This is a genomic window from Candidatus Methylomirabilis limnetica, from assembly GCF_003044035.1.
In the GTDB taxonomy this organism is placed as follows: domain Bacteria; phylum Methylomirabilota; class Methylomirabilia; order Methylomirabilales; family Methylomirabilaceae; genus Methylomirabilis; species Methylomirabilis limnetica.
Genome location: NZ_NVQC01000026.1, coordinates 1 through 18,029, shown reverse-complemented (window position 1 = coordinate 18,029; position 18,029 = coordinate 1). Strand labels below are relative to the sequence as shown.

The 18,029-nt window shown below is 60.9% G+C and carries 11 protein-coding genes; 8 read left to right on the top strand and 3 right to left on the bottom strand.

The genetic code is table 11. From position 1 onward, the window contains the following. Positions 1-79: 79 nt before the first annotated feature. Genes CLG94_RS14035 through CLG94_RS10360 form a run of 3 tightly spaced genes read right to left on the bottom strand, consistent with a single transcriptional unit; the run spans position 80 to position 5,875 of the window. On the bottom strand, positions 80-1,990 hold the full coding sequence (locus CLG94_RS14035; protein WP_432264763.1) for a TniQ family protein: 1,911 nt from the start codon (positions 1,988-1,990) through the stop codon (positions 80-82). Next, entirely contained in the window at positions 1,983-3,173 is a 1,191-nt protein-coding gene (locus tag CLG94_RS10365; protein ID WP_107563290.1) for an AAA family ATPase, read from the bottom strand. Before CLG94_RS10365 ends, CLG94_RS14035 begins: the two co-directional genes overlap by 8 nt. Further along, positions 3,173-5,875 (bottom strand): TnsB C-terminal domain-containing protein, encoded by a 2,703-nt coding sequence (locus CLG94_RS10360; RefSeq protein WP_107563288.1) that lies wholly within the window; start codon positions 5,873-5,875, stop codon positions 3,173-3,175. Before CLG94_RS10360 ends, CLG94_RS10365 begins: the two co-directional genes overlap by 1 nt. Positions 5,876-6,212: 337 nt before the next feature. Between CLG94_RS10360 and CLG94_RS10355 the strand changes: the two genes are divergently transcribed. The 8 genes from CLG94_RS10355 (at position 6,213) to CLG94_RS13060 (ending at position 17,827) form a co-directional block, all read left to right on the top strand. Next, complete coding sequence (locus CLG94_RS10355) at positions 6,213-7,121, top strand: helix-turn-helix domain-containing protein (protein WP_161954140.1); 909 nt, start codon at positions 6,213-6,215, stop codon at positions 7,119-7,121. Positions 7,122-7,571: 450 nt separating this feature from the next. Then, positions 7,572-9,224 (top strand): RNA-directed DNA polymerase, encoded by a 1,653-nt coding sequence (locus CLG94_RS10350; RefSeq protein WP_107563285.1) that lies wholly within the window; start codon positions 7,572-7,574, stop codon positions 9,222-9,224. 378 nt (positions 9,225-9,602) lie between these two features. Next, positions 9,603-9,968: a hypothetical protein gene (locus CLG94_RS13655; protein ID WP_239993215.1), complete on the top strand. Its 366-nt coding sequence runs from the start codon at positions 9,603-9,605 to the stop codon at positions 9,966-9,968. A 491-nt stretch (positions 9,969-10,459) separates the two neighbouring features. Beyond that, positions 10,460-12,829, top strand: a complete 2,370-nt coding sequence (hsdR, locus tag CLG94_RS10335; RefSeq protein ID WP_107563281.1) for an EcoAI/FtnUII family type I restriction enzme subunit R — start codon at positions 10,460-10,462, stop codon at positions 12,827-12,829. Between the two features lie 3 nt (positions 12,830-12,832). Continuing rightward, a complete protein-coding gene (locus tag CLG94_RS10330; protein WP_107563280.1) occupies positions 12,833-14,308 on the top strand; it encodes a type I restriction-modification system subunit M in 1,476 nt (491 codons plus the stop codon). Then, positions 14,305-15,771 (top strand): restriction endonuclease subunit S, encoded by a 1,467-nt coding sequence (locus CLG94_RS10325; protein WP_107563278.1) that lies wholly within the window; start codon positions 14,305-14,307, stop codon positions 15,769-15,771. Before CLG94_RS10330 ends, CLG94_RS10325 begins: the two co-directional genes overlap by 4 nt. 18 nt (positions 15,772-15,789) lie before the next feature. Then, on the top strand, positions 15,790-16,890 hold the full coding sequence (locus CLG94_RS10320; RefSeq protein WP_107563276.1) for a DUF4268 domain-containing protein: 1,101 nt from the start codon (positions 15,790-15,792) through the stop codon (positions 16,888-16,890). Positions 16,891-17,401: 511 nt separating this feature from the next. Next, positions 17,402-17,827, top strand: coding sequence for a DUF6788 family protein (locus tag CLG94_RS13060; protein WP_133174698.1), 426 nt, complete (start codon positions 17,402-17,404; stop codon positions 17,825-17,827). Positions 17,828-18,029: the final 202 nt, after the last annotated feature.

Sequence of the window (18,029 nt, the reverse complement as noted above, 5' to 3'; positions counted from 1 at the left end):
TGGGAGGGTTGATGCCCCGCGGCTCGCTGTGGGGTAGTTCTCTATGGCATGGAAAAGGAGGATCTTAATGATTGGAACGTCATTCTAACTCTTGTCTGGCTTCCTTGAAATATCTAGCGCGAAGATCCCAATCTTTCAGAGAGTCTTTGCTTAGAAGACTCATCACACGTGACCAAGAAGGGAATATACCCTGACGATGAAGCTGCAACACACTATGACGTATTTTTTCACGCAACAATTCTTTCCGCTTTTGTTTAGCTTCTGCCCGATGCTTCACATACCTTGCCGCAACAGCACTCCGTAGATCGGGAAACTTTGAAGAAAAGGTGCCCTGCGATACCCCAACCCGCTGACATGCCTTGACGACAGAGGGCGGTGGATCCTCGGACAACAGGGCCATAAATGCTTTTTGCAGTTCTGCCCCGCGGCTGTCGCGGTATTGTTTGCGTCGGTTCTCAAGGGCGTCGCACAGGACTGGGAAATGCTGTCGCAGGGATTGGAGCCATGAGGGGCCTAGTCGTCTAGTCATCTCGCGCAATGAGGGTGGCGGATCCTCCTCGAGGGCTGCTTGTAGTGCTAGTTCAACTGCGTTTAGACGGGTCTTCCTCAACGCAATGCGCTTAGCACTGATCGCCCGACAGAGATCGGGGTACTTCGAGCGCAGGACAACAGCATTGGCGTATCCGAGGCGCTGGGCAAGACGATGGAGCGCGGTGGGCTGCGCTTGGGCGAGGGATTGCTCGAGAGATTGCTTGATAGTGGCCTCATCACAGATTCTTCCCGCCCCCGGCCTTTTCCGCCCCGGGGAATATCTTGCCCTGCGGTGGTTGGCCGTAATCCGTCTGCACAGATCTTGATCGACTTGGTAGAGGCGGCCTGTCCCACTGTAACCCATGCGGTGGGCAATTGCAGCAACGCTGGGAGTGGGTTCCTCATGAAGGGCCGCTTTGAGCACACGACGTACTTCGTTCGGGCGATGAGGCCACACACGGCCTCTGTTGGGCCGGAAGCGGGCTGACTCCTTCAGAGGCCCGCTGACATCGGGGTCCCACGGATCGCCGGTGACAAGCGTGACCAGTGAGATCCCCAGGTGGTAGCATACCCGCAGTAGGGAATCGAGACGTGGGATACGCTGCCCTGCTAGCCAGGAGCAGATTCGGATCCGAGGGGACTGGACGAGGTCGGCGAAGGCCGTCATGTTGCCCCCGGTGAGGTGATTGACATAGGACCAGAGATTCTGCCTAATATTGGGCCTTGGCAATCGAGACGGCAAGCGTAGCGCCGTCGCGAGGAATTCGCCGAGAGTGTTGGCCACCCAGAACTGATACTCCACTACCTCTTGGCGAGTTGCCCCGTCGGCCCCGCTCGTGTCTTGTTGAAGACCAAGCCAGCGCCGACATCGCGAGCAAGAGCCAGGGTACGAATAGGCGGCCAGGGGGTGTTGCTCTCGATCACAGTGCGGGCACGTGGTTACTAACTGCTGTTGATGCCGCGGGCAGACTGTTACCACGCGGAGAGCCCAGAGCAGGGAGTCATACACGTCGCTGTTCGCCTCTCGTCTCTCCTGATAACAGCGTGGGCACCACGCGCGAACCTTGCGAACAAGGAACGGCGCGGTGACCCCACCTGCAAAGGGTAGGAGGGTTAACGCGGAGAGATCCCGGCGTAGGGTGGCGGCTTCCAACGCCTCGATCCATTTTCCTGATGTGTCTGTCATGCAATTGAGGGTATAACCCATCGGGTTGAAGCCATGCCGAGAGGTCCAATGCGGTGTTCCCCCTTGAGGGCTCAACGGTAGACTCTTCGCCATATCTCCTATAAGCTTCAGCTTAACCAGATCTGCCACCGAAACCGCATGCGCGCATGCCAGCCTGGCAATATAGCCTGTGAGACTCTCTACGAAGGGTGTGCCAATGCCGATGGGCTCCAGGCAGTATAGGGAACTTCGCGGTGGCACGACAGGAGGGGACAGGTCCCAGGGCTCATACATGGCTGGAGACCACGGTGCCAATCTCATCGCGCTTAGGCCGGCGCCGACCAGGTCGGAGCTTCGTGGCCCGCGCCGCAGCGGCCTTGGAGCCGTTCTGGGTGGCCCCCTCCGTTGTCCGCGGTTGTGCGCCAGTGTGATTGGTATCCAGCCCCAGGGTCGTGCGCAGCCGCGCGCGCTCAGCGGCGCTCTCGGCCATCTGGTCCTCACCGTTCAGCGCCTCTGACAAAATCTTCTGGCATTGCGGGACGGAGAGTACATGCCGCTCCAGGTCGCGCAGAGTGAGGGTCGTCTTCCCGGCTTCCAGCGCGGGGGCAAGCGTCCGCAGCAACCAGTTTTTGACCACCCCCACGAGGCCAATGCTGCGTTCGTACAGAAAATCCGCATGCTGGACGAGGTCCGGGCGCTCCCGGAGCGGTAGCTGCGACTCGAAGTCCCGCAGTACATGGAGGAAAATCTCCCATTGCCGGGAGTCGTCGGCCCGATAGCGCGGAAGGTGGATATCCAGGCTGCGGCGGCTCAACTGACCACTTAAGTTGCGGAACGGGAGCAGTCCATAGGTCCCGAACAGGACATGGGGCGTGCTGCTGCGATTCGCAAGCGACTTGATGACATCGAGTTGATCGGACAATTTACGCCCTGAAACCATGATGGCGAGGTGTTGCGCTTCGTCAATCAGGACCGCCTCCGGCCGTCGGCAGCGCAAAAGCTGTTCGACGGCGTGCTGGTATTCCGCTCCGGTCCTTCTCGTACCGGGAATGAGCGGCAGGACAGGCATGCCCTCTTCCTCCGTCAGCGAGCCCTTCCGCTTGTGGTCCACCAGCGGCTCTGCCCCCTGGAGCAGGAGCCGCCGGAAGTAGTCGCGCCAGTTAAAGTTGCCCGACTCGGGCGCGACCGCCTCGACGCTGATGAACGGCATCCTCCCGGGGTCGGTCACCATTGCCTCCTGGAGGCCCTTGGTGAGCTCTTTCTCAATTCCGTTCTTTAACGTCGTCTTGCCGACGCCGGTGGGACCGAGGACCAGAACCAGCGAATTGGGCTCTAGTTCTCGAATGGCTGCCAGCAGTCGATCCTTGGCGGCCACCAGGTGCGGGTGCCCCATGATATAGCCGTGAAAGTGCTTGAGCCGTTCGGGCCACGGCTGAGTCAGGAGGGTGGGGGGGAATGCATGTTCCGCAGAATCCATTAGAATCTCCCATACGGCTTACGATCCGGTGCGGGTGTTTCAGGTTCGGGCGCGTCCCCCGCGGCAGCCCTGCCACTGGTCTGTGGCGAAGCCGCAGGACGGGGCGGCACGGGAGCGCTCACCGCCCCCGTGCTGACGCCCCGTATCCTCAGACTCTCCTGGTCCCGTCGCCGCTGTATGAGCTGCTGTTCTTGGACTTCGACGGATTGCACCAGTTCGGCGAGCCGCTTGGCGGTGATGGCCCGGTCCTGAGCGTATTGACGGCGCATCGCCAGGAGTGTCTTCGTCGCGAGGCGCACTTCTTGCTCCGTCCGGCCTTGGAACACGTGGTAGTACTCCGAATGACACCGCTGCCACCTGCCCCGGACGAAGGCATGCGCGAGCCCCGCGTCAAAGGGGTCGTAGCGCACAGGTACCGACTGCCCTTCGACTTCAGGATCGCGAAAGACCTCAGCCCAATAGTAGAGATGATTGATCTTCACACCGCGCCCCGGCATGACCTTGGCCGTTCCTTTGGCCGTGAGGGGCAACGTGAGAAGCAAGAAGGTCTCGTCGTACGGAATGAGCCGATGGGAGCGCAGCCCACTCTGCGCCTGTCCCGTCGTAAAGGCCTCGCGGGGACTCTGACCCAGTGCCGGATGGGACAGTGTATCGAAAACCTCGTATAGGTACTCATCGAGGCGCTCGTAGAGCTCGCCGAGGGACCAGACGGCGTGCTTCTTAGGATTTGTGGACTTGGTCACCTGCCGAGGGCGTCGGGTGAGCTGGGTATTGCCGGCAAGGTTGTACAAAAATTGTGTATTGGTGGTCCCAAACATCCGCTCACACACCGAGCCGAACCGGGCCTTGCTTGGCGGCCGGACTTTCTTCAGGATTTGAAACATGGTCAGTAGGCCCTCAAAGTAGTTCCCCCCGAACTCGGCACCTCCGTCCACTACCACGATCTGCGGGAGCCGCCTGTGCCGGCGGACACACTCTCGGACGACCATCATACAGGCGCGAGACGAGGGCCGATCGTACGATAAGTAGAAGGCCAAGACCCTACGGGAGTAGGCATCAGTGAAAAGGGTCAGCCATGGACGTCCGAGCCCCGTGCCGTCGTCGGCACTCACACACTCCAAATCCAGTTGGGTATGGTCGATATGCCCGATCTCAAAGGGCCGATCTCCATGACGGGGTGTGGTTTGGTCTAAATACAAATAAGGTACTTCATGCGCGTAGGCGGCCCGACGGCCCTGCCGTTTGCGCGTTTTTAGGAGTTGTGGACGCTTTTTCACCGCCTCGCAGAATGTCGGGTAACTGGGGGCGACAACCTTTTGCGCATTGCATCTCAGCTTAAGCGCCTGCCAACAGGCATACCTAGTCTTTTGCTTGAGCGTTTCGTAGTCCGTCAGGATGGCCTCCTCAAGCAGTGCCTTCACCTCCTCTGACAACCTCGGGGTCCGATTCCCCCGCTGACGGGTGCGCGGCAAGAGCCCGACGAAGCCGTTCCCATAGTGCGCCTCGGCCTGCCGGAACCAGGCCTTCCAACGCCGGAGGGTCCGCTCCGGTACCTGCGGCTCGTTGGGAGGCGGGTCCCCGCCCACCTGGCCGCGGAGAATCCGGTCCCGACGGTTGGCGACTGCGAGCGTTCGGTCATCTGCTGCCTGGAGACGCTGGAGCACCTCCTCGTGGGGTCTCGCGTCCGATGCTTCCGGGACAGGGCTAATCCGACCATCTCGCACCAACGCCTCCAACTGCGCCTCCGAGAGGTCCACCACGTGCGAGTCGTCGCCCAGGAGGCTGATCGTCGTCTGTCCGACATTTACGATCTTGCGGACCCTCCCATCCCACACGAGCGCGCCTCCCACGCGCAGATCCAGGTAGGGGCACCCAGCGGGGGCCGGGCCAGGGTGCGGGCTCACCACCCGCCCATACGCGACTGCGGTCTCCTTCGACACAAAGACCCGCACCGTGTCCGGCTCCCCGAGAAACGCGGCCGATAGGCCCACGTAGATCTCCTCACGGGCGATCAGGAAATGGATGTCGTCTTGCGTCGCGGCCCCCTCAGTCTTGCGCACGAGGGCGGCCAATGTGATCCCCGGCTCAGTCCGGAGCTGGGCCCGCACGGCCTGCTCGGCGTCGGGACTTACGGGGACGCGCTCCCCACGGAAGTAATCGTCCAGGAACTGCAGGTTCCGCTGGAGGCCCCAGTCGATCTTCTGCGATGAGCGGAAGCGGTAGTAGAGGCCGCGTGGCGCGGCATAGGCCTCGCCCGGCGGACAGCGCCAGCGACCATTCTCCGTGTGCTGGTACCGGTGAGGGGCGTCGTCGGCAAGTTTGACCAGCCCCTCTTCAGTCTTGCATTCTTCCCATCCCGCCGCCTCCTTTCGGAGGACGAAGAAATCTGAGGTGTGTGAAACAATCAGCCGCCGCCCCCTCTTGCTCTCGTAGCGCAACTCGATCGGGGGTGGCTGATCGTAGAACTCGAGCACGTCGGGATCGTGCTCCAGTTCATAGATCGTGGGCAACTCCACGCGGTGGCTCTCAAACTGGATCATGGCGCCCATCTTTTTGCTCGGGTACCGCCCGCTGACGTTGTTCCTACCGCCCCCCACGAGGCGAGAAGGAGGGGAGCATCGCACACGATCGATTGCGGCCCGCCCCTCCTCCGAGAGACTCAGACGTTGAGACCACGCACGGAGATCATCGCTGGTTAGCATCTTGTCCTCTTCCTCGAAACCGAGATCCCTTGGTGACAGGTTTTCGTCGATTGACGCTACCGGTCGGAGCGACTGCTACGGATTCTCCAAGTGACGCGTCTGGCAAGAGGTCACCTCCGTCAGCAACTAGTTGATCCGGCGTCCGGTCCTGGGTGTCCACCGGCTCCGTGGCGCTAGCGCGGTGGCCACCTAAACCGAGACACGGCGATTGCCTCGCTGGGCGTCCAGGCCTTTGCGATTGAAGATTCTCGTGTCATGTGAGATGCTTGGTGTCACATACGCCACATCGTCTGACCTATCTTACATAGCTATATTTCTTTTGTCAAATGAAATTCACATGAGAAGAGAGCGATCTAGTCAAGAGCGCCTGCAGCTCCAAGAGGTCGGGCGCCGCCTGGCCCTCGTGCGGGCCGCCCTGGGGCTCACGCAGACCACGATGGCCGCAGCGCTGGGGGTGGGCCTGAATGCGATTTCGTCGGCCGAGACGGGGAAGGTGGAGCTGCGAAGCCCGCACCTTAGCGTGCTGGCTGACCGGTATCAGATTTCCCCCCTCTGGCTGCTGCGGGGCCTCGGTCAGATTTTCGTCATGCCCTGGGCCCCGGAGGAGGTCGATGTGGTTCTCAATGCGGCGCGGCCGAGCCCCGCGGGCGTACGGGCTAGCCTCTCGTTGCTGGCGGAGTCCGGGATGGGGCTGTGGCTACGCGTCCTGCATTTCCGGGTCGCTCGCTGTGGAGTCGATCTGCGCCGCGACCCGGTGGCGACGGCTGCCAGGGCTACCACGCAGGAGACTATCGAGATGGTCGGGCTCGGGGGGGTCGATCAGGCTGGGGCATTCTATTATGTGACGCCCGCGGTCTGCCGGCTCGATCACCTCGCCCCCGAGCTGCTCTGGGTGGCCAATCCTGTCGGCCGCACGCTTTCCGGCCAGGTGCACCTCAGTGGGCAGCTCCAGGCTGGCTTCCAATCCGGGATCAGTTTCACTTCCTCGAAAGGCGCCTCGAGTGGCGGTGAGTTCGTGGCGGGCTCCCTGTCGGCGGTGACGAAGGTGCCCTCCCCGCAGATCTTACTTGGATGGCTTCGCGCGCACCCTGCCCCCCTCACAGAGCTCCTTCCCTTGAAGGACCAGTTAGTGGAGGTGGTTGGTTCGGTCCCCCAGGCGGATGAAATTCTCAGTGCCCCCCGCCCGCCATCCGCTTGGGCTCACTGGGCCTTCGCGTTCGCGCAGCTTCGAATGGACATGCTCTAGTGAGGAACGGCGGGTGGCTGCCCTGCAGGTGCCGTAACCTCGACGATCGCTGGCTGCTTCTCCGCCATCTTTTGCTCAACGTGGCCCAGCGCGTCCTAGCGCCTACTCGCGTGCATCCACGGATACAGGTGGCTGCGGAGCTGAGACGACGATGCAGAGGCTCGCACCCGACGAGCGCCGGTCCCCGTGCGGGGGTCGTCGGAGCGCATGACGTCCCGCCCTCCGCTCTGCCAGGATGCTCGCCGATGAAGGGGAGCACCGTCCGGCCGCACCGCCGCCTCGGCTCGAGAGGCACCCACCAACACCCACACCTGGGACCGCGGCGGTGGAGTAGACTGGAAAGGGCGGCCGCCCAACGCGGTGGAGAGAAATCAGTTCTGCTTTGTTTCTCCGTCTGGCCGCTGAGGACAACTCGATACCCAGCAAGCCGCTGCAGCCGGCGGTTCGACGATGCCTGATGGTGCCCGGCTGAGCGGGCTAGCGCTGGAGGGCAAGGAGTGTACGAGTCGAGTGGCTGACCTTGGCGCTCTGATAGCTCGCGGCTACTTCGCGAGGGAGCTTCCTCCTCCATTTACCACGAAGCCCTTCGCCTCGCTCGCGGCCTCAAGACTGACTGTTTTGCCCGCGGCGTTTCACCCGAACCCGCCGCCTCCATTTTCTTCCCAGATCGCAGTCCACAACCTCGCTCGACCGGGCAGCCTTCGGCGACGGCTGGGCATCCCAAACCCCGTGAGCTTCTCTCAGATTGCCTCACTAGTTGCGGCGCACTGGCAGACGATCGTGGCACACTGCGTCAAATCGCCGATTTCACTAACCAGCCCCCAGGTCGACGCCTCCGGCAAACGGGCCATCGACCGCAAAGCCGCACTCAGCGACCGTCCAATCCACCGCGCCCGGGTCCAATCAACATCACGCGTGATCCTCCGTGCGGACATTTCGCAGTTCTACCCATCTCTCTACACACACAGCGTGCCGTGGGCGCTCCATTTCAAGGCCGTCGCCAAGATCCAGAAGACGTCAACTGCCCTACTCGGCAACATGATCGACCGATGCCTGCGAAACGCGCAAGATCAGCAGACTATCGGAATCCCGATTGGTCCGGACACCTCCCTCGTGATCGCTGAGGTGGTTCTCACTGCGGCCGACGTTCTTCTGGCCAAGCAGGTGGCTCTCAACGGCTTCCGTTACATCGACGATTACGAGTTGGGCTTCGCCAGCTACTCCGATGCAGAAAGGGCGCTCTCAATCCTCCAGGGCGTACTGAACGAGTTCGAGCTTCAGCTCAATCCCACCAAGACCCGCATCATCGATCTGCCGAGTCCAGTGGACAGCCCTTGGTCTTCGGAACTCCGGATCTTCTCCTTCCGCCCCGGGGTTCGCTCACAGCGATACGACCTCATCCGATACTTCGATCGTTCCTTTGAACTCGCGTCGGCAAACCCTGGTGATCCGGTTCTCCGGTACGCAATCAGCCGCGCGTCGTCGCTAATCGTTGCTCCTTCAAACTGGGCTCTCTTTCAGCATCTCCTGCTTCAAGCCGCGTGTTCTGAGCCCGGAACCCTTCCGTTCGCAATCGAGCAACTCAAGCGGTACGTGGACGCAGGCTACAAGCTCGACACGCAGAACCTACATTCGGCGCTGCACAACATCCTTGCTGACCATGCGCCAAGGGGCCACGGAAGCGAGGTGGCGTGGGCTCTCTGGGGCTTGCTCCTGTTTGGTCTCCCTCTCGATGATTACGCGATGAAGGCCGTCTCTACCCTCGAAGACGTGGTCGTAGCCCTCCTTGCGCTCGACCTTCGGAGCAAGGGCCAAGCGTCGCGGACCACATCTCTTGCTCAATGGGAGCAAGCGATGACCGCAGATGAGCTTCGTGGTCGTCTTTGGCTCCTCAGCTATGAAGCCAACCTTAAGGGCTGGCTTCCTTCTGTCGGAGGGGGCGATCACGTCGCAGCAGACCCGAATTTTCAACCCCTCAAGGCAGCCGGAGTCTACTTCTACGACGAGCAGGCACACGCGACATACACGCCGCGCAGACCTATTCCCACCGGCGAAGAGATGATCCCGGTGAGCGGTCCGCCTGAGGAGGTCGAGTACTTCTAATCCCGGAGACGCCGGCTCGCCGTAAAACAAGATGCTGCAACTGCCGCAGCCCAGCTTGCCGCAACAGGGCGTGGTACCGTCTGGTGGCGAACATCGGTGCCTCAGCAGGGGGCATGCGGCCCTGGGCCGCTTCGTATGTGATTCGGATCATCGCCCGGTCAGGGAGGTAGGCTAGGATCCCGTTGAGAGTTCGACCAGCCTTCGCGACGCGATTATCTAAAGGTTCCTTGGGAGCCGTGCATGAGGTGGCAGAGTGTATGTTAGTGATGCCCACAGGGACCGCGTCTGCCACCGAGGGTGGTGCAGATTACACTCCCGTCATGTTGACTTCCCGCAGGGCAGATTCGTGGTGGTAATCGACGCTGCGATGCGGTGGTCATGTCAAGCGAGGTGGACACCGCGATGTCAAGGGTGGCATCCCCGCTGTCATCTGTTCCCCTTCCCCACGCTGTAACGCTACCCGGTCGCCGGATTCCAGAGCATCGGGAGACCAGCAAGCGGATCGTAGACACCGAGCCCGGCCCGGCCGTTGCGCCCCTTGGGGCACCAGCCGTCGCAGGGTACGTCCAACTCAAGGGCGACATCCGGCGCGGCCCGGTCCACGCCAGTCTAGCTGAAGGAGTGGGGGTGGCAATGGGTCGTTCCGGTCTCACGCCACGCCACCGACCGGATCACCAGCGAACAGCGCAGGCACCACCGACACGAGTCCGTCCTGCAGCGGGCCGTGAAGCAGGCGACTCGTGACGCTGGGTGCTCTCAACCTGCAGTGCCCCACCTTCCGTCATTCGTTTGCCACCCACCTGTGTGAAGTGGCTATAACATTCGGACGGTCCAAGAGTTGCTTGGTCATCTGGATGTGAGCACTACGGTGATCTACGCCCACATGTTGAACCGGGGTGGACTGGGGGCCAATAGCTCCGCTGATCGCCTATAGGGCGGCCGAGATAGGCCACCGAAGCTGGCAGCGTTTGTCGGCTAAATAGTCTTGACCGGTTGGGGTAAGTGTGGGAGATTGCGAACAAATTCGTCGTTGAGAAGTGGAGCTTTCTTGGGAGATGGGTCGCCGGCCTTTGTCGACCTCTAACGCGGCTCACTTCATGGTTGGGCGCATCGGCTAGACGAGGGAACTGTGGGGTTGCGAGAGCCCGGAATGACATCGATCACTGAAGTCGTTGCCATGCCGCTAGCCTCGCATACCCTACTGGCCTGGAGCGTGAGCCGCGATCGCAGGAACAATGGATAAGAAGACCCTGACCGAAACGGACATCCGCACGAAGTTCATCACCCCCGCGCTCGTCGGCCCGACCGGCAGCAAGTGGAACGTGATGACGCAGCTGCGCGAGGAGTTCTATTTCACGAAGGGCAGGGTCATCGTTAGGGGTAAGACTGTCAAGCGTGGTGAGGCCAAGAAGGCCGACTATCTCCTCTACTACAAGCCGGGCATCCCGATCGCGGTCATCGAGGCAAAGGACAACACGCACGCGGTGGGGGCAGGTATCCAGCAGGCGCTCGAATACGCAGAGATCCTCGATGTACCCTTCGCCTATAGCTCCAACGGCGACGCGTTCCTGGAACATGACAGGACAGGGTCCGGCGGCACCGTGGAGCGGGAGATCCCGCTAGACCAGTTTCCGTCGCCCGAAGAATTGTGGGCACGCTACCGGGCGGGCAAGGGCTACACCGCCGCGCAGGAGGCGGTGACCACCCAGGACTACAACGACGACGGCTCGGGAAAAACGCCGCGTTACTACCAACTTATCGCCATCAACCGCACGGTCGAGGCCATCGCCCGCGGCGAGAACCGCATCCTGCTCGTCATGGCGACGGGCACCGGCAAGACCTACACGGCGTTCCAGATCATCTGGCGTCTCTGGAAAGCGGGTGCCAAGAAGCGGATCCTCTTCCTCGTCGACCGTAATATTCTCGCCGACCAGACCAAGATTAACGACTTCAAGCCGTTCGGTAAGGCGATGACCAAGATCACTAATCGTACAGTCGACAAGGCGTTCGAGATTTACCTGTCGCTGTACCAAGCGGTTACGGGTACCGACGAAGAGCAGAACATCTACAAGCAGTTCTCGCCTGACTTCTTCGACCTGGTTGTCGTGGATGAGTGTCACCGCGGGAGTGCGGCCGACGACGCGGCCTGGCGCAGGGTACTCGATTACTTCTCGTCGGCCACGCAAATTGGCCTGACCGCTACGCCCAAGGAAACCCGGGACGTCTCCAACATCGAGTACTTCGGCGACCCGATCTACACCTACTCGCTCAAGCAGGGAATCGCAGATGGCTTCCTGGCGCCCTACAAGGTGGTCCGCATCGGTATCGATAAGGATCTCGAAGGGTGGCGTCCGGAGAAAGGCAAGACCGACAAGTACGGTCAGGAGATTGAAGATCGGGAGTACAACGACCTCGATTTCGATCGGCGTCTGGTCCTCGAGAAACGCACTGAGTTGGTGGCCGCCAAGATCACCGAGTTCCTCAAGGCCACCGACCGCTTCGCCAAGACGATCGTCTTCTGCGCGAACGTTGACCACGCCGAGCGCATGCGCCAGGCGCTGGTGAACGCCAACGCCGATCTTGCCGCTGCCAACAGCAGGTACGTCATGCGGATAACCGGGGATAACGAGGAGGGTAAGGCGCAACTCGACAACTTTATCGATCCGGAGTCCACCTTCCCGGTCATCGTCACCACCTCGCAACTGATGTCGACCGGCGTCGACTCGCAGACCTGCCACCTGATCGTGCTCGACAAGCGCATCAACTCCCCGACCGAGTTCAAGCAGATCATCGGCCGCGGTACGCGCATTAACGAGGACTACAACAAGTTCTTCTTCACCATAATGGACTTCAAGCGGGCCACTGCGCTGTTTGCGGACCCGACCTTCGACGGCGATCCCGTCCAGATCTACGAACCGAAGGCAGATCAATCGCCGGTACCGCCCGACGATGCACCCTTGCCGGAGTCGGAGGACATGTACCCGGACCCCACGGCAGAAGGGGGCGTCGAGCCCAAGCCGTTCGGTATCCACGAGACGCCGGTCAAGTACTACGTCAACGACGTTGAAGTCACCGTCGTTACCGAGCGTGTCCAATACCTCGACGTCGACGGCAAGCTCATCACCGAGTCGCTCAAGGACTACACCCGCAAGGCGGTGCGCAAGGCCTACACATCACTCAATGCCTTCCTGAATGCCTGGCACGACGCCGCCCGCAAGCAGGCCATCGTCGAAGAGCTGGCCGGTCAGGGGGTGTTCCTCGACGAGCTGGCTGAACAGGTCGGCCAAGACCTCGACGCCTTCGATCTCATCTGTCACGTCGCCTTCGATCAACCGCCGCTCACGCGCCGCGAACGAGCCGCGAACGTCCGCAAGCGCAACGTGTTCGCCAAGTATGGCGACAGGGCGCGCGCCGTGCTCGATGCTCTGCTCGAAAAGTACGCTGACGCTGGCTTGAAGAGCGTCGAGTCTCTCGAAATCCTCAAGGTCGATCCGCTAACCACGCTTGGCACACCGGTCGAAATCGTGAACTTCTTTGGTGGCAAGCAGAAGTACCTCGCCGCCATCAGAGAACTCGAAACCCATCTCTACCAGGAAGCCGCCTGACCCATGTCCAACGTCTCCAGTATTGTCAAGTCCATCCAGGACATCATGCGCAAGGACGCCGGAACGTACGGCGACGCCCAGCGCCTCGAACAACTCGGCTGGATGTTCTTCCTCAAGATCTTCGACGACCGCGAAAAGGAACTCGAACTTATTCGCGACAACTACAAGTCGCCGCTGCCGCCGCACCTCCGCTGGTCCACCTGGGCCACTGACGCCGAGGGCATTACCGGCGATGCCCTGCTCGACTTCGTCAACAACACCCTTCTGCCCAAACTGAAGTCGCTGACCGGTGGCGCAGACAAGATTGCCGGCCTCATCCGCATGACCTTCGAAGATGCCAACAACTACATGAAGAACGGCACACTCATGCGGCAGGTCATCAACAAGGTCAACGGCATCGACTTCAACGCCTCCGATGACCGCCACATGTTCGGCGACATCTACGAGAAGCTCCTCAAGGACCTGCAGTCGGCCGGTAACGCGGGTGAGTTCTACACCCCGCGCGCCGTCACCCAGTTCATCGTCGAGCAGGTCGACCCCAGGCTCGGCGAGAGCATCCTCGACCCGGCCTGCGGCACCGGAGGCTTCCTCGTCTGCGCCATCGAGCACCTGCGCAAACAGGCGAAGACCGAGGTCGACGAACGCACCATCCAGGACTGCTTCGCCGGCATCGAGAAGAAGCACCTCCCGCACGTCCTGTGCATGACGAATCTCCTCCTGCACGGCATTGATGTCCCCTCAAATGTGCGGCACGACAACACTCTTGCCCGGCCGCTGCGCGACTGGTCGCCCAAGGAGCGCGTGGTCGTCATTGTCACCAACCCGCCCTTCGGCGGCATGGAGGAGGACGGCATCGAGTCCAACTACCCCGCCGAGTTCCGCACCCGCGAGACCGCCGATCTCTTTCTCGTGCTCCTCATGAAGATCCTCAAGCCCGGTGGCCGCGCCGGACTCGTGCTGCCCGACGGCACCCTCTTCGGCGAAGGCGTCAAGACCCGCATCAAGGAAGCCCTCCTCACCGAGTGCAACCTTCACACCATCGTCCGCCTGCCCAACGGCGTCTTCAATCCCTACACCGGCATCCGCACCAATCTCCTCTTCTTCACCAAAGGTGCGCCCACCACCCACGTCTGGTATTACGAGCACCCCTATCCGCCCGGCGCCAAAAGCTACAACAAGGGCAAACCCATCCGCATCGAGGAGTTCGAGGCCGAGCGCGCCTGGTGGGGCGAGGAAAAAGACGGCTTCAAGTCCCGCGTGGAAAACGAGCAAGCCTGGCGCGTCTCCATCGACACCATCAAGGCCGGCAACTTCAACCTCGACCTCAAGAACCCGCACAACCCCGACACCGGCCCCGGCGACGTGGACCACCTCCTGCCCGAATACGAAAAGCTCCTCGCCCAGATCGCCGCCACCCGCGCCGCGCTGAAACAGGAACTCCACCAAGCCCTCACCGCCACCGCCGGGACTGCTGAATGAAGCTGGAAACGTTTTTTGAGAAGTTCGACCAGTTCGCCGACGCGCCCGATGCGGTGGCGAAGATGCGCGAGCTGATTCTCGACTTCGCAATAGGTGGCCGCCTCCTGAGAACCTCCGAAAGTGCGGAGCTCGAGGCCAACGGCGGATGGCCAAAACAAACTCTCGGGAGCATCGCATCGTTGATTACGAAGGGATCAACGCCGACCTCCTACGGTCACCAATATGAGGCATCAGGGATTCCTTTCGTAAAGGTGGAGAACATCGCGGATGGAGTCATCAATCGTTCCTCGATGGAGCAGTTCATCTCAGAAGCCACGCATGAGTTTCTGAAGCGATCCCAATTGGAAAGTGGCGACATCCTTTTTTCCATCGCGGGAACAATCGGGAAGACCTGCGTCGTTGGCTCTGGAGACGTGCCCGCGAACACCAATCAGGCGTTGGCGATAATCCGAGGCTTTAGCGCGTCATTCGAGATCCCGTTTTTAAAAATGCAGTTGGATTCGTTCGTTGCGAACAAGGTGAAGGCAAAAGCTCGGGGAGGCGCGATGCCCAACGTTTCTCTCGGCGACCTTCGCGACCTATTGGTCGTCGTCCCACCGCTCGCCGAGCAGAAGCGAATCGTGGCGAAGGTGGATGAGTTGATGGCGTTGTGTGATCGGCTGGTCTTGCAGCAGCAGGAACGGGAGACGCGGCACGCCGCGCTCGCCCGCGCGTCGCTGGCCCGCTTTGCCGACGCGCCCACCCCGGCCAACCTCCCGTTCCTCTTCCACCCGTCCTACGCCATCCCCCCCGCCGACCTCCGCAAATCCATCCTCACCCTCGCCGTCCAAGGTTTGCTTGTGCCGCATGATCCTGAATCGGCCGACTGGGAAACACGAAAGCTGAAGGAACTGACCACGAAGATCGGAAGCGGCTCCACTCCGTCGGGCGGGAAGGAATCCTACCAAGAATCCGGAGTGCCATTGATTCGGTCGATGAATGTCCACTTCGGCGGATTTGTGCGGCATGGCCTCGCGTTCTTGAACGCTGAGCAGGCCGAAAAGCTCAAAAACGTGACCGTCAAAGCTGACGATGTATTGCTGAACATCACAGGTGCCTCGATTGGCCGTGTAGCCACTGCGCCGAAAGACATGGAAGGCGCGAGAGTCAACCAGCACGTCTGCATCCTTCGACCGAGTGCAGAAATCATTCCCCCATTCCTGGAATTGTTTCTCGCGAGTCCGGTTGTCCAAAACTTGATTGACGATGTTCAAGTCGGAGCAACGCGCGAGGCGTTAACCAAAGCGATGATCGAACAATTCGAGATTCCAGTCCCTTCCCTCGCCGAACAACGCCGGATCGTGGCCAAAGTGGAGCAACTGATGGCCTTGGTGGACGCGTTGGAAACGCAGCTCGCCTCCTCCCGCGCCACCGCCGCGAACCTCCTCTCTGCCCTCGTCGCCGAACTCACCACCCAAACATAACACCGGAGAACCATTGCCATGCCGCTCTACGAAATGACTCCAGACGCCTTCCACCCGCTCAGCCAATCGTCGTTTGCCGACCTCAAGGTGCGCGAGCGCGATGACCTCCAGCGATTGTTGCGCACGCAAATCGACGTGCTGGGCGATGATCTCTATGTGCTCTCGGAGGAGTTCGGCGATTGGGACGACAGCCGCCGCCGCATCGACCTGCTCGCCATCGATCCGCAGGCGAATCTCGTCGTGATTGAATTGAAGCGCACCAACGACGGCGGGCACATGGAACTCCAAGCCATCCGCTACGCCAGCATGGTGTCAGCGATGACGTTTTCGAGGGCAGAGCAGATCCATGGCGAATTTCTGACCCGTATCGGCGTACCGGCTGAAGAAGCCCGCACCCGTATGCTCACCTTTCTGGGCTGGGAAGAGCCAGACGAGGAAGCCTTCGCCCCCGATGTGCGCATTGTGCTGGTTTCTGAAGATTTCGGAAAGGAGCTCACCACCGCCGTGCTCTGGCTGCGCGAGCGAGACATCGACATCCGCTGCGTTCGCCTGCGCCCCTACCAAGACGGCGAGAAACGGTTGATCGACGTGCAGCAGATCATCCCTCTCCCCGAGGCCAACGAGTATCAAGTGCAGCATAGGGAAAAAGAGCAGGTGGGCCGTAAGAAGCGGGCGGAACGCTACGACGTGCGGTTGAAATTCTGGGCGGGATTGATCGCCATTGCCCGCAGCCGCAAGACGCGGCACGCCAACATAAAGCCTGGCTCTCACAGTTGGCTGGGGGCAAGCTCTGGCATTCGCGGCCTCGGACTCAACTACGCCATCGTCCAGGAATACGGCATCGCTGAACTCTACATTGACCGGGGCGAGGCCACTGAAAACAAACGTATTTTCGACCAGCTCCACGCCCACAAAGACGAAATCGAAAAGGCGTTCGGCGGGCCGCTTTCATGGGAACGTCTCGACACCAAGCGCGCCTGCCGCATCAAACACGTGATTGAGCGAGGCGGCTACCGCAGTCCGGAGTCGCAATGGCCGGAGATTCAGTCGGAGATGGTCGAGACAATGACCAAGCTGGAGGCAGCGCTGAAACCGGGATTGGCATCCCTCGGATTTTAACGATGGCATAAGCCGTGTAAATAGGGACAGCGACGAATGGCGCTAGTTTAAGCTGTCGCCGCACAATAGCTGTTCCGGTTTAGTCAATGTTTTCACCTATTTTTTTCATGCAAATAATCCTTAAACTAGCGCCATTCGGGACAGCGACCATTTAAGTTCATGCTTATTGAGTTAACTCCGAAACGATTCGTTCGCGTAAATCTGCGTCCTGGTCTCCTCTGACGCCGCAAGAGTCGCCGTGAGATGAAACAAGAGAACGCAGCTCTCTGGGAGCCCAGGGGCCTTCCCTGGCCATGGGAATGCCCCTCAGGCCCATTGCAGGGGCCGGTGAAGCGTTCGGAGTCAACCGGATAAGCATGTTTAAGTTTGATACACAAAGAGGATGTGCCTAGCAAATCGTTCCAGCGTATGGGGTGCACGACATAAAAGTGAGGCTGCTTAGGGAGTTGCAGTGGGCGCGGGCTTGGGGTATAATTCTGACAGTCTTATTAACTGTCAGAAAGGAGGCCCCATGGGACCATCTACTCCGCCGATTGATGCACTCTCAAGGCAACGTGATGCACTGCGGGCGCAACTCGTCTCCGTAGGGGATATGCGGCCCGGCTCTCTGGTGGCGCGCTATCGCAAGTGTGGCAAGCCCTCCTGCCGATGTGCGGGTCAGGGCGAGCGAGGGCATGGCCCCAGCTGGTCCTTGACCCATGCGGTGGAGGGCAAGACCCGGACCAAGATTATCCCGGCCGCGGCGGTGTCGCAGACCCTGGAGCAGATTACAGCATATCGTCGGTTTCGTCGCCTGATCCGTGAGTTGGTCGATGTCAGCGAAAAACTGTGTAACGATCAGCTTAAAGCCCCCCAGGCGGCCGAACCCTCGGCGGCCAAAAAGGGGGCTTCAAAAGCGCCTTCGTTGCCGAGATCGAAGCCGAGGTCGACGCGCTGATCGGTCCGGGCACGGCCGAGGGGATCGACTTCGAGGCGATCGAGACGGCGGTACGCCGACAGGCGCTCGGGGTCGCCTGTCGCGCGGTGGAGGGGCGCCTCAACGCCGACGAATCCGACCACGCCGGCCCGCAGCTTGCGTGTGGGTGTGGTGCAGCGGCCCGCTATGCCGGCCGCCACGCCAAGACGATCACCACGGCGCT

Bases quoted from the DNA above. Each gene is read 5' to 3' on its own strand.
- CLG94_RS14035 (WP_432264763.1), bottom strand. From the start codon at position 1,990: ATGTATGAGCCCTGGGACCTGTCCCCTCCTGTCGTGCCACCGCGAAGT.
- CLG94_RS10365 (WP_107563290.1), bottom strand. From the start codon at position 3,173: ATGGATTCTGCGGAACATGCATTCCCCCCCACCCTCCTGACTCAGCCG.
- CLG94_RS10360 (WP_107563288.1), bottom strand. From the start codon at position 5,875: ATGCTAACCAGCGATGATCTCCGTGCGTGGTCTCAACGTCTGAGTCTC.
- CLG94_RS10355 (WP_161954140.1), top strand. From the start codon at position 6,213: ATGAGAAGAGAGCGATCTAGTCAAGAGCGCCTGCAGCTCCAAGAGGTC.
- CLG94_RS10350 (WP_107563285.1), top strand. From the start codon at position 7,572: ATGCCTGATGGTGCCCGGCTGAGCGGGCTAGCGCTGGAGGGCAAGGAG.
- CLG94_RS13655 (WP_239993215.1), top strand. From the start codon at position 9,603: ATGTCAAGCGAGGTGGACACCGCGATGTCAAGGGTGGCATCCCCGCTG.
- hsdR (WP_107563281.1), top strand. From the start codon at position 10,460: ATGGATAAGAAGACCCTGACCGAAACGGACATCCGCACGAAGTTCATC.
- CLG94_RS10330 (WP_107563280.1), top strand. From the start codon at position 12,833: ATGTCCAACGTCTCCAGTATTGTCAAGTCCATCCAGGACATCATGCGC.
- CLG94_RS10325 (WP_107563278.1), top strand. From the start codon at position 14,305: ATGAAGCTGGAAACGTTTTTTGAGAAGTTCGACCAGTTCGCCGACGCG.
- CLG94_RS10320 (WP_107563276.1), top strand. From the start codon at position 15,790: ATGCCGCTCTACGAAATGACTCCAGACGCCTTCCACCCGCTCAGCCAA.
- CLG94_RS13060 (WP_133174698.1), top strand. From the start codon at position 17,402: ATGGGACCATCTACTCCGCCGATTGATGCACTCTCAAGGCAACGTGAT.